The organism is Streptomyces sp. NPDC003034, assembly GCF_053591375.1.
The window spans coordinates 1-16,684 of the sequence record NZ_JBSFTS010000015.1 but is presented as its reverse complement, the minus strand read 5'-3'; the positions used below and the strand labels follow the sequence as shown (position 1 = coordinate 16,684).

Annotated in this window: 8 protein-coding genes, 1 tRNA gene and 1 rRNA gene; 1 reads left to right on the top strand and 9 read right to left on the bottom strand. The window is 70.7% G+C overall.

From position 1 onward, the window contains the following. Window positions 1-89: 89 nt before the first annotated feature. From ACWDX7_RS16905 to ACWDX7_RS16875, 7 genes are all read right to left on the bottom strand, one after another. Window positions 90-620, bottom strand: coding sequence for a CinA family protein (locus ACWDX7_RS16905; protein ID WP_451492420.1), 531 nt, complete (start codon window positions 618-620; stop codon window positions 90-92). 77 nt (window positions 621-697) lie between these two features. After that, window positions 698-1,354, bottom strand: a complete 657-nt coding sequence (pgsA, locus tag ACWDX7_RS16900) for a CDP-diacylglycerol--glycerol-3-phosphate 3-phosphatidyltransferase (protein ID WP_451492421.1) — start codon at window positions 1,352-1,354, stop codon at window positions 698-700. Continuing rightward, window positions 1,351-2,880 (bottom strand): 30S ribosomal protein S12 methylthiotransferase RimO, encoded by a 1,530-nt coding sequence (gene rimO / locus ACWDX7_RS16895; RefSeq protein ID WP_451492422.1) that lies wholly within the window; start codon window positions 2,878-2,880, stop codon window positions 1,351-1,353. Before rimO ends, pgsA begins: the two co-directional genes overlap by 4 nt. A gap of 136 nt (window positions 2,881-3,016) precedes the next feature. After that, window positions 3,017-3,913, bottom strand: coding sequence for a helix-turn-helix domain-containing protein (locus tag ACWDX7_RS16890; RefSeq protein ID WP_451492423.1), 897 nt, complete (start codon window positions 3,911-3,913; stop codon window positions 3,017-3,019). A gap of 224 nt (window positions 3,914-4,137) precedes the next feature. Then, window positions 4,138-6,963: a DNA translocase FtsK gene (locus tag ACWDX7_RS16885; protein ID WP_451492424.1), complete on the bottom strand. Its 2,826-nt coding sequence runs from the start codon at window positions 6,961-6,963 to the stop codon at window positions 4,138-4,140. A 208-nt stretch (window positions 6,964-7,171) separates the two neighbouring features. Then, the gene (locus ACWDX7_RS16880; protein ID WP_451492425.1) at window positions 7,172-7,852 is read right to left on the bottom strand and encodes a response regulator; all 681 of its coding nucleotides are present in this window, start codon (window positions 7,850-7,852) and stop codon (window positions 7,172-7,174) included. A gap of 274 nt (window positions 7,853-8,126) precedes the next feature. Next, the gene (locus tag ACWDX7_RS16875; RefSeq protein WP_451492426.1) at window positions 8,127-13,649 is read right to left on the bottom strand and encodes a HAMP domain-containing protein; all 5,523 of its coding nucleotides are present in this window, start codon (window positions 13,647-13,649) and stop codon (window positions 8,127-8,129) included. A gap of 228 nt (window positions 13,650-13,877) precedes the next feature. Between ACWDX7_RS16875 and ACWDX7_RS16870 the strand changes: the two genes are divergently transcribed. Continuing rightward, a complete protein-coding gene (locus ACWDX7_RS16870; RefSeq protein ID WP_451492427.1) occupies window positions 13,878-16,403 on the top strand; it encodes a SpoIIE family protein phosphatase in 2,526 nt (841 codons plus the stop codon). 105 nt (window positions 16,404-16,508) lie between these two features. Here the strand turns inward: ACWDX7_RS16870 and ACWDX7_RS16865 are convergent. Together ACWDX7_RS16865 and rrf are read right to left on the bottom strand one after the other, a co-directional pair. Then, a tRNA-Thr gene (locus ACWDX7_RS16865) sits at window positions 16,509-16,584 on the bottom strand. A 5-nt stretch (window positions 16,585-16,589) separates the two neighbouring features. Next, a 5S ribosomal RNA gene (gene rrf / locus ACWDX7_RS16860) occupies window positions 16,590-16,684 on the bottom strand; the annotation flags it as partial.

Here is a 16,684-nt window from a genome sequence, read left to right as displayed (position 1 = left end):
CGTGTAGCCGCATCCTTCACGCCCCACCGTACCGCCTCGCGCCGCGGCCGTGCGGGGAGCGATGTCGTGTTCACTCAGGGCTGCAAACATCAAATCCCCCCGTTCTGTTCCGTATCCTGCCTCCGCGCATTGTCACGGAGTTGGCTTGAGAGGAGTTGGAGCACCGTCCGTGCACTCTCCCTACGGATTTCCGCACGGGAGCCGTTCAACCTCAGCCGGGCGGTTTTCCTGCCCCCGGGCCCGGCAACGGCAATGAAAACCGTGCCCACCGGCTGCCCGTCCTGCGGATCCGGACCGGCCACTCCGGTGGTCGCGATCCCCCAGGAAGCGTCCATCACGCGCCGCACTCCGGCCGCCATCTGGTCCGCGACCTGTGCGTTCACCGCACCCTCGGCCGCCAGCAGCCCGGCGTCCACTCCGAGTATCCGGTGCTTGAGCTCCGTCGCGTACGCCGTGACCGAGCCGCGGAAGGACCGGGATGCGCCGGGCACGGCTGTCAGCTCGGCCGCGACCATGCCACCGGTCAGCGACTCCGCGACGGCGAGGGTCTGGTCACGCTCCGCGAGCAGCCGCAGCACCTCCTCAGCCGCCGTGTCCGCCGTGCCGGCCGCGGTGTCCACCCCGGCCGCGCCTCCGTCACCCGTGCCGGCACCCTCGGCCGGACGGCCGGCCTCCGGAAAATCCCCCGCCGCGTATGTCACCTCGCGGTCCGCTCCTCGGCCATTCCCTCGCGGCGCAGCACGACCGCCTGCCGGATGTAGTCGAGACCGGTGACCACGGTCAGCACGACGGCGACCGCCATCACCCAGAAGCGCAAGGTGGCCAGCGGGCCCGTCAGCGCCAGTACGTACATGCCCACGGCCGTGCCCTGGGCGAGGGTCTTCACCTTGCCGCCTCGGCTGGCCGGAATCACTCCGTAGCGGATCACCCAGAAGCGCAGCAGCGTGATGCCGAGCTCCCGGCCGAGGATCACTCCGGTCACCCACCAGGGCAGGTCTCCGAGCCAGGAGAGGCAGATCAGCGCCGAGCCCATGATCGCCTTGTCGGCGATGGGGTCGGCGATCTTGCCGAAGTCGGTGACCAGGTCGTACGTCCGGGCCAGGTGCCCGTCGAAGATGTCCGTGATCATGGCCACGGCGAACGCGGCCCACGCCCAGGCGCGCCAGGCGGGGTCATAACCGCCCTCGGCGAGCAGCAGCAGGACGAACCCCGGCACGAGCAGGAGCCGGATCATGGTCAGGATGTTGGCGATGTTCCACAGACTGGCCTGATTGACCGCCGCGGCTCCCAGCTTCGCGCCGGGCGCGGGCCGGCGGCCGGTCCCGCCCGCCGCGGATGCCGGGACTCCGGTCATCCGGCCGCCTCCTCAAGATCCATGCCCAGGGGCTCGGCCACCAGGTCCACACCCAGGGTGCCGACCACCTTTGCCGTGACGATACTCCCGACGGTCAGGCCGGTGCCGTCCGTGAAGACGACCTGGCCGTCGGTCTCCGGTGCCTGGTGCGCGGCGCGCCCGTAGGCGCCCGCCTCGTCCTCGTCCCCGCCGACCGCTTCCACGGTTTCGACGAGTACTTCCAGACTCTCTCCGATCCGCTCCTCCGCGCGCTGCGAGGTGAGCTCCTCGGCGAGCCGCTGCATGTGCGAGAGGCGCTCGGCGATGGTGTCCGCGTCCAGCTTGTTCTCGTAGGTGACGGCCTCGGTGCCGTCCTCGTCGGAGTAGCCGAAGACGCCGATGGCGTCGAGACGCGCGTGGGTGAGGAAACGCTCCAGCTCGGCGAAGTCCGACTCCGTCTCGCCGGGGAAGCCGACGATGAAGTTGGACCGTACGCCGGCCTGCGGGGCCTTGGTGCGGATGGTGTCCAGCAGCTCCAGGAACCGGTCGGTGTCACCGAAGCGGCGCATGGCGCGCAGCACGTCGGGGGCCGAGTGCTGGAAGGACAGGTCGAAGTACGGGACGACCTTGGGGGTCGAGGTGAGTACGTCGATCAGCCCGGGCCGCATCTCGGCCGGCTGGAGGTAGCTGACGCGGACGCGCTCGATGCCGTCCACCTGCGCGAGCTCGGGCAGCAGGGTCTCCAGCAGCCGGATGTCGCCGAGGTCCTTGCCGTAGGAGGTGTTGTTCTCGGAGACCAGCATGATCTCCTTGACGCCCTGCTCGGCGAGCCAGCGGGTTTCGCCGAGCACGTCGCTGGGGCGGCGGGAGATGAAGGAGCCGCGGAAGGACGGGATGGCGCAGAAGGAGCAGCGGCGGTCGCAGCCGGAGGCCAGCTTCACCGAGGCCACGGGGCTCTTGTCCAGCCGTCGCCGCAGCGGGGCGCGCGGCCCCGAGGCGGGCGCGAGGCCGTCGGGAAGGTCGGCGGGCGCTTCGGCGACCCCCGCCGGCTCACCGGACGCGTTCTGGGCGTGGCCGGGAAGCGCCACCTCGGCGTTCTGGCGGGCCGCGGGGCTGATCGGCAGCAGCTTGCGCCGGTCGCGCGGGGTGTGGGAGGCGTGGATGCCGCCGTTGAGGATGGTCTGGAGGCGGTCGGAGATGTCGGCGTAGTCGTCGAAGCCGAGCACGCCGTCGGCTTCGGGCAGCGCTTCGGCGAGCTCCTTGCCGTAGCGCTCGGCCATGCAGCCGACCGCGACGACGGCCTGGGTCCGGCCGTCCCCGTCTCGGGCCGCGGCCTTGAGGTCGTTGGCCTCCAGGAGGGCGTCCACGGAGTCTTTTTTGGCGGCTTCGACGAAGCCGCAGGTGTTGACGACGGCTACGTCCGCGTCGGCGGCGTCCTCGACGAGCTCCCAGCCATCCGCCGCCAAGCGGCCTGCGAGCTCCTCCGAGTCCACCTCGTTACGGGCGCAGCCAAGAGTGACAAGGGCGACGGTACGGCGTTCGGGCATGGGCTCAAGACTACTTCGTCCCGGCGCCGGCCCCCGCCCCCGCTCGCGCTACCGCCCCGCACGGCAAGATCCCCGGGGTGCGGCGCGGCACCCCGGGGATCCGGAATTGCGTTTTCTGCCCTTGGGCCGTCCTGGCTCAGCCCGCCTGGGGCTGATCCACGAGCGGGTCCTGCTTGGTGTAGGTGAGGCGTTCCACCTGTCCCGGCTGGAAGTCTTCCTGGACCTCCTTGCCGTTCACGAAGAGCTTCACGGCCCCGGCGTCGCCGAGCACGAGGTTGACGGACTCCTTGTCCGTGAAGGTCTTGGACTCACCCTGGCTGAGGGTGCCGTCGAAGAGCGTCCGGCCGCTGTGGTCCTTCGCGGAGATCCAGCTCTCGCCGCTGTCGGCCGTCAGGACGACCGTGACGAGGTCCTTGGGCGCGGCGGCGATGGCGCTGTCCGAAGGTTCCGGCTTGGGCGCCTTGGGGGTCTGGGGTTGGGCGACGGCCGGATGCCCGCCGCTCTGCTTGGGTGCGGGCTTGGGCGAGACGGAACCTTCCGCCATCGGCCGCTTGGCGATCCCGTCCCCACCGCCGAAAGCGGTGAAGGCCACGAAGCCGATGACGGCGACGATGGCGGCGACCATGGCGGCGGTCCAGTTGGGCCGCTGCCGTTCGGGGCGGATGCGTTCCGCTTCGAACATCGGCGCGGCGGGCGTGGGTGCCGGCCGGCCGCCGTGAGCCGCGTCGTAGCTCTCGACCAGAGGTTCCGGATCGAGGTGGACGGCGCGGGCGAGCGTACGGATGTGACCGCGGGCGTAGACATCGCCGCCGCAGCGCGTGAAGTCGTCCTCTTCGATCGCGTGCACGATCGGAATGCGCACGCGGGTGGTGGAACTGACCTCGTCGACGGTGAGCCCGGCGGCGATCCGGGCCTTCCTGAGGGCCGTCCCGATGGACGGTCCTTCGACGGGAGGTTCGACGATGCGGTCCTCGGACCGGTCGTCGGTCGAAGGACGCTCTTCTTCGGGGGAGTTGAAGTTGCCGATGGACACGAGGGCGCCTTTCGAGCGTGTAGCCACCTGCTGGAGGTCCAGTCTAGGGGGGTGACGAAAGGGTGGAGCAACCGGAGGGTGCACTTCCTACGCCATCCGAATGGCGAAGAGAGGGCGGGACCGGTGCGGCGGCCCCGCGCCCTGCGCGCTGCCGCCACCTCCCTCAACTGGACGCACGCCCAAGGGAAACGGTTGCGCGTCCCAACGTGTCCGCGGAACTGGCCTTACGGGTGACCCTCTCCCCGGATGACGGCGAGCACCGCGTCGAGGTCGTCCGCCTTCAGCAGGACGTCGCGCGCCTTGGATCCCTCGCTCGGGCCGACGATTCCCCGGGATTCCATCAGGTCCATGAGCCGGCCGGCCTTGGCGAAGCCCACGCGCAGCTTGCGCTGGAGCATCGAGGTGGAGCCGAACTGCGTCGAGACCACCAGTTCCGCCGCCTGGCACAGCAGGTCCAGGTCGTCGCCGATGTCCTCGTCGATCTCCTTCTTCTGCTTCTGTCCGGCGGTGACGTCCTCCCGGAAGACGGGGGCCATCTGGTCCTTGCAGTGCTGGACGATTCCGGCGATCTCCTCCTCGGTGACGAAGGCGCCCTGGAGGCGGACCGGCTTGTTCGCCCCCATGGGCAGGAAGAGTCCGTCGCCCTTGCCGATGAGCTTCTCGGCACCCGGCTGGTCGAGGATGACCCGGCTGTCGGCGAGGGAGGATGTGGCGAAGGCGAGCCGCGAGGGCACGTTCGCCTTGATCAGGCCGGTGACCACGTCCACCGAGGGCCGCTGGGTGGCGAGCACCAGGTGGATGCCGGCGGCGCGGGCCAGCTGGGTGATGCGGACGATGGAGTCCTCGACGTCGCGGGGGGCCACCATCATCAGGTCGGCCAGCTCGTCGACGATGACCAGCAGGTACGGGTACGGGCTGAGCTCCCGCTCGCTGCCCGGCGGGAGTTTGATCTTGCCGTCCCGGATGGCCTGGTTGAAGTCGTCGATGTGCCGGTAGCCGAAGGCGGCCAGGTCGTCGTAGCGGAGGTCCATCTCGCGCACGACCCACTGGAGCGCTTCGGCGGCCCGCTTGGGGTTGGTGATGATCGGCGTGATCAGGTGCGGGATGCCCTCGTACGCCGTCAGCTCCACCCGCTTCGGGTCGACCAGCACCATCCGCACGTCCTCCGGGGTGGCCCGGACCATCACCGAGGTGATCAGGCAGTTGATGCAGGAGGACTTGCCGGAGCCGGTGGCTCCGGCCACCAGGACGTGGGGCATCTTGGCGAGGTTCGCCATCACGTAGCCGCCCTCGACGTCCTTGCCGAGCGCGACCAGCATCGGATGGTCGTCCTCGGCCGCGTCCGCCAGCCGCAGTACGTCGCCCAGGTTGACCATCTCGCGGTCGGTGTTCGGGATCTCGATGCCGACCGCCGACTTGCCCGGGATCGGGCTGATGATCCGGACGTCGGGCGAGGCCACCGCGTAGGCGATGTTCTTCGCCAGCGCCGTGATCCGCTCGACCTTCACCGCCGCGCCGAGCGTCACCTCGTAGCGGGTGACCGTCGGGCCCCGGGTGAAGCCGGTGACCGTCGCGTCGACCTTGAACTCCGTGAAGACGTTCGTCAGCGAGGCGACCACCGCGTCATTGGCGGCGCTGCGCGTCTTGCCGGGGCCGCCGCGTCGCAGCAGCTCCAGTGAGGGCAGGGCGTAGGTGATGTCCCCGCGCAACTGGAGCTGCTCCGCGCGGGGCGGCAGGGGCTCGGCCGGCGGCGGGGGCTTCGTCAGGTCGGGCACCGAGAGGGTCCCGGACACCGCGGAGGTGGTCGCGTGCGGCTCCTCGACGGGCGGCGCGGGGGCCGTGGGCGCTACCGGTGCCGTGGTCGGTACGGGTCGCTCGCGGGCGGGCGGCACGGGAGCGGTGCTCCGCGCACCCTCCCGCTCCACGCCGATCCCCTGGGTGAGGTCGGCGACGAGCGGGGAGGGCGGCAGCCCGCCGTACACCATGCCGTCGAGCGCGGCGGCGGCCGCCGCGGCCACGTCGACGGCGTCCATCTCGCGGTCCCTGGCCGGATGGTCCGCGGCCGGCCGGGCCGGAGCCCGCCGCGGCTTGCGCCGCCGGGCGAGCGCCTCGTCCTCGGCGGCCTCCGCCGGACCGGCGGGACCGGCGGGACCGGCGGCCGCGCCCGTGCGGGAGCGCCACCGCTCGGGGTCGTGCCGGGCGGCGGGACCGGCCGCGCCCTCGGCCTCCCCGTACAGGTCATAGCCGTCGGCATCCTCGTACGGCGCGATGATCCCGAGCCTGATGCCGAGCCGCCGCAGCCGCTGCGGGATCGCGTTGACCGGGGTCGCGGTGACCACGAGCAGCCCGAAGACGGTGAGCAGCAGCAGCATGGGCACGGCCAGCGGCGCGCCCATGGTGAAGATCAGCGGCTTCGAGGCACCCCAGCCGATGAGCCCGCCCGCGTTCTGCATCGCGGTGGTGCCCTCGTTCCGGCCGGGCGCACCGCAGCCGATGTGGACCAGCCCGAGGACGCCGATGACGAGTGCGGAGAGCCCGACGCCGATCCGGCCGTTGGCGTCGGTCTGCTCCGGGTGGCGGATGAAACGTACCGCCATCACCCCGAGCAGGACCGGCACGAGCAGATCCAGTCGGCCGAAGGCACCGGTGACCAGCATGGTGACCAGGTCCCCCACGGGACCGTTCAGATTCGACCAGGTTCCGGCCGCGACGATCAGCGCGAGGGCGAGCAGCAGGAGCGCGACGCCGTCCTTGCGGTGGGCGGGATCGAGGTTCCTGGCTCCGCGGCCGACCCCGCGGAAGACCGCGCCGACGGCGTGCGCGCAGCCGAGCCACAGGGCGCGCACCAGCCGCAGCACGCCCCCGGTCGGCGAGGGTGCGGGCTTGGCCGCGGCCTTCTTGACCGGGGCCCGCCTGGCGGCCGCGGCCTTCTTCGCGGGCGGCTTGCGCGCCGGAGCCGCCTTCTTCGCCGGCGCCGTCGTACGGCCGGTGCGGCCCTTCGCGGTGCCCGCGGTGCTCGGGGAACCCTTGCCGGACGTACGTGAGGCCATGGGCCCGAGATTACCGGTGCGCACGCCGGTGGACACGCGTGCCCACCCCTTCACCCGTTCGTGTCGCCCGCTCCGTACGCGCTTTGACGCGCCGCCAGACCTGACGCACGCGCAGGCGCCGGCGAGGCAGGACACAGCGCCAGACCTGGCGCGCTCGCAGGCGCCCACGGGGCAGGCACCGTCCGCGGACGCGGTCGGGATCTCCCCTTCAGTTCGGCGCGGGCAGCATCGCCGGTCCGCCGCCCGCCCCGGGCTCCAGCGCGTCGAGCGCCCGCCGCAGCCCGGTGAGCTTGCGCTCCAGATGGGCCGCGGTCGCCACCACCGCGGGGTCGGCGGCCTCCTCGCCGAGCTGCTTCGTCAGCGCCTCGGCCTGCTCCTCGACCGCCGCGAGCCGCGCGGAGAGCTCGGCCAGCAGTCCGGCCGTCTCCTTGCTGCCCTCCGCGCCGTTCGAACCGCCCTCCAGCTGGAGCCGCAGCAGCGCCGCCTGCTCCCGCAGTTGGCAGTTCTTCGTGTACAGCTCCACGAAGACCGAGACCTTGGCCCGCAGGACCCACGGGTCGAAGGGCTTGGAGATGTAGTCGACCGCACCGGCCGCGTAGCCGCGGAAGGTGTGGTGCGGACCGTGGTTGATCGCGGTGAGGAAGATGATCGGAATGTCCCGGGTCCGCTCCCGCCGCTTGATGTGCGCGGCCGTCTCGAATCCGTCCATTCCCGGCATCTGCACATCCAGCAGAATCACCGCGAAATCGTCCGTCAGCAGCGCCTTGAGCGCTTCCTCCCCCGACGACGCCCGGACCAGTGTCTGATCGAGCGCGGAGAGGATGGCCTCCAGCGCCAGCAGATTCTCCGGCCGGTCATCGACCAGGAGGATCTTGGCCTTCTGCACCATGCCCTGTCCTCCTCGCCCCGGCATGGGGCCTCCCCGGCTCCTGGCTCCGGCTTGTTCGCCGGGCCCCGCCCCAGAGGACGGCATCCTTGCGCCGTCCGTCCTTGTGCCGGTCATCGTAGCCCCAGTCCCGAGATCGCCACACCCTGTCACCAGGATGTCACTGTGCACGAAGCAGAAACGTGGCGGGAGAGCAGAAGGTTCCCGGTGTACCGCTCTCCCGCACCGCGGCCGGCACACTGCGTCAGCAGTCGGTACCAGTACGTCCGCAGGCCGATCACTTACCCCGCATCCACTGTTCCATCACCGACAGGAGATAGTCGGGGTCTACCGGCTTGGTGACGTAATCGGAAGCACCGGAGTCGATGGCCTTCTCCCGGTCCCCCTTCATCGCCTTCGCCGTGAGCGCGATGATCGGCAGCCCCGCGAACTGCGGCATCCGCCGGATCGCCGAGGTCGTCGCGTAGCCGTCCATCTCCGGCATCATGATGTCCATCAGGACCACCGTCACATCGTCGTGCTGCTCCAGGACCTCGATGCCCTCCCGGCCGTTCTCCGCGTACAGCACCGCCAGCCCGTGCTGCTCCAGCACGCTGGTCAGCGCGAAGACGTTGCGGACGTCGTCGTCCACGATGAGGACCTTCTCACCGTGGAAGTCGTACGTCCGGGGCGCCACCGGAAGTGCCTCCTCCGGGTTGCTCCACGCGTCCTCGGCCCCCTGGACGTTCGGCTGCCCGGGCACCGCCGTACGCGGCTCCCGCTCGCTCAGCGCCTTGCGCCGCCGCCGGAACAGCGCCGAACCGCCCTGCCCCTGCCCGGCCGGCTCGGCGGCCGGCAGCGCGGCCCGCGCCGGCGGTGCCTGTACGGGCTTCGCCACCGGCACGGGCGCCGGCGGTGCGGGCCGGGCCGCCTCGGCCGGCCTGCGGTAGAAGTCGCCCCGCGCCCCGCCGGGCGCGGGGGGCGCGTACCCCTGCGGCGGCAGCTCGCTCGGGTGCAGCGGCAGGTACAGCGTGAAGGTGGACCCGCGTCCGGGCTCGCTGGCCGCGTGGATCTCGCCGCCCAGCAGCCGTGCGATCTCCCGGCTGATGGACAGGCCGAGGCCCGTGCCGCCGTACTTGCGGCTCGTCGTCCCGTCGGCCTGCTTGAACGCCTCGAAGATCACCAGCATCTTGCTGGCCGCGATGCCGATCCCGGTGTCGGTCACCGAGAAGGCGATCAGGTCCCCGTCCGCCTCCCGCAGCGAGCCCGCTTCCAGCAGCTGCTCCCGGATCGCCTGCGGAACGTCCGCCCCGGCCGGCCGGATCACCAGCTCCACCGCGCCGTTGTCGGTGAACTTCACCGCGTTCGACAGCAGGTTGCGGAGCACCTGGAGCAGCCGCTGCTCGTCGGTGTGCAGGGTCGCGGGCAGCTCGGGCGAGACCCGGACCGAGAAGTCCAGGCCCTTCTCCGCCGTCAGCGGCCGGAAGGTGGCCTCCACGTAGTCGACGAGCTGCACCAGCGCGATCCGGGTCGGTGAGACGTCCATCTTCCCGGCCTCGACCTTCGACAGGTCGAGGATGTCGTTGATCAGCTGGAGCAGGTCCGAACCGGCGCCGTGGATGGTCTCGGCGAATTCCACCTGCTTCGGCGACAGGTTCCCGTCCGCGTTGTCCGCCAGCAGCTTCGCGAGGATGAGGAGCGAGTTGAGCGGCGTCCGCAGCTCGTGCGACATGTTCGCCAGGAACTCGGACTTGTAGCGCATCGAGACCGCGAGCTGCTCGGCCCGCTCCTCCAGGACCTGCCGGGCCTCCTCGATCTCGGTGTTCTTCACCTCGATGTCCCGGTTCTGCTGGGCCAGCAGCTCGGCCTTCTCCTCCAGCTCGGCGTTCGCCGCCTGCAGGGCCTTCTGCCGGTTCTCCAGTTCGTCGGAGCGCTCGCGCAGCTGCTCGGTCATCTCCTGCGACTGCTTGAGCAGCATCTCCGTCTTGGAGTTGACGCTGATGGTGTTGACGCTCGTACCGATCATCTCGGCGATCTGGCTGAGGAAGTCCTTCTGGATCTGCGTGAAGGGCGTGAAGGAGGCCAGCTCGATGACGCCCAGCACCTTCCCCTCGAAGAGCACCGGCAGCACGATGACATGCGCCGGCGGCGCCTCACCGAGACCGGAGGAGATCTTCAGGTAGCCCGGCGGGGTGTTCTCGACGAGGATGGTCCGCTTCTCCTCGGCGACGGTCCCGATCAGCCCCTCCCCCGGCCGGAAGGAGGTGGGCATCTGACCGCCCCCGTACGCGTAACTCCCGCGCATCCGCAGCTCGTACGAGCCGTCCGCGCCGCCCTCCGTCCCGATCTCGGTGGTACCGCCGGCCGGCAGCGCCAGGAAGAAGGCGCCGTGCTGCGCGGAGACCACGGGGGTCAGCTCGCTCATGATCAGCGAGGCCACGTCGTCCAGCTCGCGGCGGCCCTGCATCAGGGCGGAGATCCGCGCGAGGTTGCCCTTGAGCCAGTCCTGCTCCTTGTTGGCCAGGGTGGTGTCGCGCAGGTTGACGATCATCGTGTTGATGTTGTCCTGGAGGACCTGGATCTCGCCCGCGGCGTCCACGTCGACCTTCAGGCTGAGGTCGCCTCGGGTCACCGCGGTGGCCACGGCCGCGATCGCGCGCACCTGCCGGGTCAGGTTGCCGGCCATCTCGTTCACGGACTCGGTGAGGTCCCGCCACGTGCCGTCGACGTCCCGGACGCGGGCCTGGCCGCCGAGGATCCCCTCCGTGCCCACCTCGCGGGCGACCCGGGTCACCTGGTCGGCGAAGGACGACAGCTGGTCGACCATGGTGTTGATCGTGGTCTTGAGCTCCAGGATCTCGCCGCGCGCGTCGATGTCGATCTTCTTGGTCATATCGCCCTTGGCGATGGCGGTCGTGACCATGGCGATCTGCCGCACCTGACCGGTCAGGTTGGAGGCCATGAAGTTCACCGAGTCGGTGAGGTCCTTCCACGTCCCCGAGACACCCGGCACGTGCGCCTGACCGCCGAGGCGGCCCTCCGTACCCACCTCACGGGCCACCCGCGTCACCTCGTCGGCGAAGGACGACAGGGTCTTCACCATCGTGTTGACGGTGTCGGCGAGCTGCGCGACCTCGCCGCGCGCCTCGACCGTGACCTTCTTGGTGAGGTCGCCGTTGGCCACCGCCGCCGAGACCTGCGCGATCCCGCGCACCTGGGCCGTCAGATTGCCGGCCATGGTGTTGACGTTGTCGCTGAGGTCCTTCCAGATGCCGGTCACCCCGCGCACCCGGGCCTGGCCGCCGAGGATGCCCTCGGTACCCACCTCGCGGGCGACCCGGGTCACCTGCTCGGCGAAGGAGGACAGCTGGTCGACCATCGTGTTGACGGTGGTGACCAGTTCGAGGATCTCGCCCTTCGCGTCGACGGTGATCTTCTTGGAGAGATCGCCCATGGCGACCGCCGTCGTCACCTCGGCGATGTTGCGCACCTGCGAGGTGAGGTTGTTCGCCATGAAGTTGACGGACTGGGTGAGGTCCTTCCAGGTGCCGGAGACACCCTTCACCTCCGCCTGGCCGCCGAGGATGCCCTCGGTACCCACCTCGCGCGCGACGCGGGTCACCTGCTCGGCGAAGTTCGAGAGCTGGTCGACCATCGTATTGAGGGTGTTCTTCAGCTCCAGGATCTCGCCCCGGGCATCCACGTCGATCTTCTGCGAGAGGTCACCGCGCGCCACCGCCGTCGCGACCTGCGCGATGTTGCGGACCTGCGAGGTGAGGTTGCCCGCCATGCCGTTCACGGAATCCGTGAGGTCACGCCACACGCCGGCCACCCCGGGCACCTGCGCCTGACCGCCGAGGCGCCCGTCCGTACCCACTTCGCGGGCCACCCGCGTCACCTGCTCGGCGAAGGCCGAGAGCTGGTCGACCATCGTGTTGATGGTGTTCTTCAGCTCCAGGATCTCGCCCCGGGCATCCACGTCGATCTTCTGCGAGAGGTCACCACGCGCCACCGCCGTGGTCACCTGGGCGATCTGCCGCACCTGGGAGGTCAGGTTCCCGGCCATGAAGTTCACCGAGTCGGTGAGCTCCTTCCAGGTGCCGGACACCCCCTCCACCCTCGCCTGGCCGCCGAGCCGGCCCTCCGTACCCACGTCCCGGGCCATCCGCGTGACCTGGTCGGCGAAGGAGGACAGCTGGTCCACCATCGTGTTCACGGTGTTCTTCAGCTGGAGCATCTCACCGGAGACGTCCACCGTGACCTTCTGCGACAGGTCGCCGTTGGCCACGGCCGTCGTCACCTGCGCGATGTTGCGGACCTGCCCGGTGAGGTTGCGGAACGCCGTGTTCACCGAATCGGTGAGGTCCTTCCACGTCCCCGCGGCCCCCGGCACCTGCGCCTGACCGCCCAGCTCACCCTCGACGCCGACCTCGCGGGCCACCCGCGTCACCTCGGCGCCGAAGGACTGGAGCTGGTCCACCATCGTGTTGACGGTGTTCTTCAGCTCCAGCATCTCGCCGGCCACGTCCACGGTGACCTTCTGCGACAGGTCGCCGTTCGCGACCGCCGTCGTCACCTGCGCGATGTCCCGCACCTGCGTGGTGAGGTTGCGGAAGACGGTGTTCACCGAATCGGTGAGGTCCTTCCACGTCCCCGCGGCCCCCGGCACCTGCGCCTGGCCGCCGAGGAGGCCCTTCGCGCCGACCTCGCTGGCCACGCGCGTGACCTCGTCCGCGAAGGTCCGCAGCGTCTCGGTCATCTGGTTGATCGTTTCGGCCAGTTGCGCGACCTCTCCGCGCGCGCTGACCCGGACCTTCTGCGACAGGTCGCCGTTGGCGACGGCGGTCGTGACCTGGGCGATTCCCCGGACCTGGGCGGTCAGGTTGCCCGCCATGGTGTTGACGGAATCGGTCAGGTCCTTCCACACACCGGCGACCCCGGGCACCTTCGCCTGGCCGCCCAGCTCACCTTCCGTACCCACCTCGCGGGCGACTCGCGTCACCTCGGAGGAGAAGGACGACAGCTGGTCCACCATCGTGTTGACGGTGTTCTTCAGCTGGAGCATCTCACCGGCCACGTGCACCGTGACCTTGCGCGACAGATCACCCTTCGCCACCGCCGTCGTGACGAGTGCGATATCTCTCACCTGAGCGGTGAGCCGGTACGCCATGGTGTTGACCGAGTCGGTCAGATCCTTCCAGGAACCCGACATCCCGCGCACCTGGGCCTGGCCGCCGAGCTTGCCCTCGGTACCGACCTCCAGCGCCACCCGCGTCACCTCGTCGGTGAACGCGGACAGCTGGTCGACCAGGTTGTTGACCGTACGCCCGACCTTCAGGAACTCCCCGCGCAGCGGATGCCCCGCCCCGTCGGCCGTCTGCGTCCGCAGGTCCATCCGCTGGTCGAGATCGCCCTCGGCGACCGCCGACAGCACCCGGCCGACCTCGGACACCGGCCGGGCCAGATCGTCCACCAGCTGGTTCGAGGCGTCGATCGCGGCCGCCCAGGAGCCCTCACAAGCACCCGTTTCCAGCCGTTCGCTGAGCTTCCCCTCACGGCCCACCATCCGCCGCACCCGGGACAGTTCCCCGGTCAGGTGCAGATTGCGGTCGGCGACCTCGTTGTAGACGGCGGCGATCTCCGCCATCACACCTTCGCCGGACACCGTCAGCCGCTTGCGGAAATTCCCGTCCCGCATCGACACCAGGGCCGTGAGCAGCCGGTTCAGGGCAGCGGTATCGACCTCCGTCGTACCGCCCCGCCGGGACCTTCCCCCCTTGGGGCGCGTTCCCGTACGCCGCACCGCTGCGCCAGACTCCACCGTGTCCCTCCCGAAAGGGTCGACCGCTTTTCCACCGGACAGCTGACTCTCACAAGCCGGCTCTACAAGCCTGCCCAGTGTTTCACCTTGGCCGAACCAGGCCATAACACTTCGGCACCATCGCACACCGGCCGTACCCTCCGGGTGGAATCCCGGACGAGGGCACCATGACGACCGCGAAGGTAAGTAACCTGGCATCCGATGTCCAACCGCGTCGCAAGGAGACTCGTGATCACGGCACGGGCGGCTGCCAGCTTCGACCCCCTCGGGCGTTCGGTCGCCGCCGCTCGAACGTTCGTCCGCGACACCCTGCACGGATGGGGCTTCGCGGACATCGTCGACGACGCCGTGGTCCTCACCAGTGAGCTCGTCACCAATGCCGTGGTCCACGCCGGCACCCGCGCCGAGGTCCTGTGCCTGCGCGCCGCCGGCGGCGTACGGGTCGAGGTCGCCGACCGGTACCCGGAGCGCGAGCTCCCGCTCCAGCACCCCGGCAACCGCCCGTACGCCGACCCCGACCGCGAGAACGGCCGCGGGCTGATGCTCTGCGCCGCCCTCGCCACCCGCTGGGGCGTCGAGTACACGGCCACTCACAAGCACGTGTGGTTCCGCCTCGACCTGCCGGACCGGCCGGTCGGTACCCGCTCCGCGGGCCCCGTCGTCCCCGACCAGTTGCTTCCCCTCGCCGACAGCCGCGTCCGCGTCGCCGTCCTGCAGATCGACGCCTCGGACTGCATCGCCGCTTGGAACGAGGACGCCGAGCACATCTTCGGTTACCCCTCCGAGAAGACCGTCGGCCGCCCCCTCGCCGAGCTCGCCGCCTGGCCGCAGACCCCCGGCACCGGCACCGGCATCGCCGAGGCCCTGCGCCTGTCCCGCTGGGAGGGCAGCTACGGCATCCGCGGCGCCGACGGCCGCGTCATCCCCGTCTACGCCTCCCACCTGCGGGTCCGCGACGCCCACGGCGAGCCGTCCATCGTCTGCCTCCTGGTCCACGACGACGAGCGCGCCCTGCTCCAGACCCCCGTACGCGTCCCCGCTTCCGACAGCGGCCAGCTCACCGAGCCCCGCCCCGCGGACCCCTTCGAGGTCTTCATCGGCTCCCCCGCCCCCGACGACCTCGACGGCCTCCTCCAGCGGACCGTCGAACGGGCCCGCGACCTCCTCGACGCCGACGCCGCCTTCCTGTTGCTGGCCACCGACGACGAGACGGAGCTGGAGGTCCGCGCCACCACCGGGCTGCCCTCCACCCGCCAGCGCTTCGCCCGCGTCCCCGTCGAGGCCGGCACCAACCGGTACGGCTCGGCCCGCATGCCCGCCGTCCACGACGACCTGGCCGCCGTCCCCGGAGCCGTCCCGCTCCTGGAAGCCACCGGCATGCGCTCCGTGATCACCGTCCCCCTCAAGGTCGAAGGCCGCCTCACCGGCTCCCTCGGGGTCGCCGCCGAGGTCCCGGGCCGCTACTCGAACGAAGAGGCCCTGCGCCTGCAGTTCGCCGCCGACCGCATCGCCCTCGCCGTCGAATCGGCCCGCCTCGGCGAGCTGGAACGCCTGCGCCGCGGCTCGCTCTCCTTCCTCGTCGAGGCCTCCGACCTGCTGGCCGGCACCCTCGACCGGGACCAGACCCTGGCCCTCATGGCCCAGATGACCGTCCCCACCCTCGCCACCTGGTGCGCCGTCTACACCATCGCCGACCAGACCTCCGACCCGTACCTCTCCTACGTCCTGCACGAGGACGAGGATCGCATCGACGGCCTGAAGGACCTGCTCTCCCGGGTCAGCCCGCCCGAACCGGTCCGCGAGGCCGGCGCCCGCCCCTGGCCGGAGACCGCCCTGGCGGTCGGCGGTGAGACCGTCGTGCTGCCGCTCCTCGCCCGCAACCGCGTGATCGGCCTGCTGACCCTCGGCAAGCCGAGCGAGGAGCACTTCCGCCAGGAGATCCTGGAGCTCGCCGAGGACCTCTCCCGCCGAGCCGCCCTCGCCCTGGACAACGCCCGCCTCTACTCCGAGCGGACGGCCATCAGCCGTTCCCTCCAGCGCAGCCTGCTGCCTCCCGGCTCCCCCGCCATCCCCGGCATGGAGGTCGAGGTCATCTACCGCGCGGCCGGCGAGGGCAACGAGGTCGGCGGTGACTTCTACGACGTCTTCCCGATCCGGGAGGGCGTGTACGGCTTCGCCATCGGCGACGTCTGCGGTACGGGCCCGGAGGCGGCCGCGGTCACCGGCCTCGCCCGGCACGCTCTGCGCCTCCTGGCGCGCGAGGGCCTGGGCGGCCCGGCGGTCCTGGAGCGGCTCAACGCGGCCATCCTCGACGAGGGCGCCCGCAGCCGTTTCCTGACGCTCCTCTACGGCGAGCTCCACCCGCGGCCCGAGGGCGGCGCCGTGATGAAGGTCGTCTGCGCCGGCCACCCGCTCCCGCTGCGCCTGCGCCCCAACGGCGAGGTCACCTCCGCTGCGGAGCCGCAGCCCCTGCTGGGCGTGATGGAGGACCTGGAGCTCTACGAGCAGAACCTCACCCTGGAACCGGGCGATGTCCTGCTCTGCGTCACGGACGGGGTCACCGAGCGCCGCGAGGGCAGCCGCATGCTCGGCGACGACGGCCTCGCGGAGGTCCTGACCACCTGCACCGGCCTCACCGCCGGTGCGGTCGCCTCCCGTGTCCTGCGCGCGGTGGAGCGCTTCGCCGCCGAACCGGCCTCGGACGACATGGCCATCCTCGCCTTCCGCGTCCCCCACCAGCGCGAGGGCGAGTGACGCACCGGCGTCAGCCGGCCGGCCGTACCTGAACGCGAAACGGCACTGCCGCAGCGCTGCTGCAACGCAAGAAGGCCCCCGCCAATAGGCGGGGGCCTTCTTTGTTGGAGCCCTTTAACGGAATCGAACCGTTGACCTTCTCCTTACCATGGAGACGCTCTACCGACTGAGCTAAAAGGGCGGGTTGTTCGGCGGCGTCCTACTCTCCCACAGGGTCCCCCCTGCAGTACCATCGGCGCTGAAAGGCTTAGCTTCCGGGTTCGGAATGTAACCGGGCGTTT

Excerpts from the sequence above, each read along its gene's own strand:
- ACWDX7_RS16880 (WP_451492425.1), bottom strand. The coding sequence starts at position 7,852 with ATGGTGCAGAAGGCCAAGATCCTCCTGGTCGATGACCGGCCGGAGAAT.
- pgsA (WP_451492421.1), bottom strand. The coding sequence starts at position 1,354 with ATGACCGGAGTCCCGGCATCCGCGGCGGGCGGGACCGGCCGCCGGCCC.
- ACWDX7_RS16885 (WP_451492424.1), bottom strand. The coding sequence starts at position 6,963 with ATGGCCTCACGTACGTCCGGCAAGGGTTCCCCGAGCACCGCGGGCACC.
- rimO (WP_451492422.1), bottom strand. The coding sequence starts at position 2,880 with ATGCCCGAACGCCGTACCGTCGCCCTTGTCACTCTTGGCTGCGCCCGT.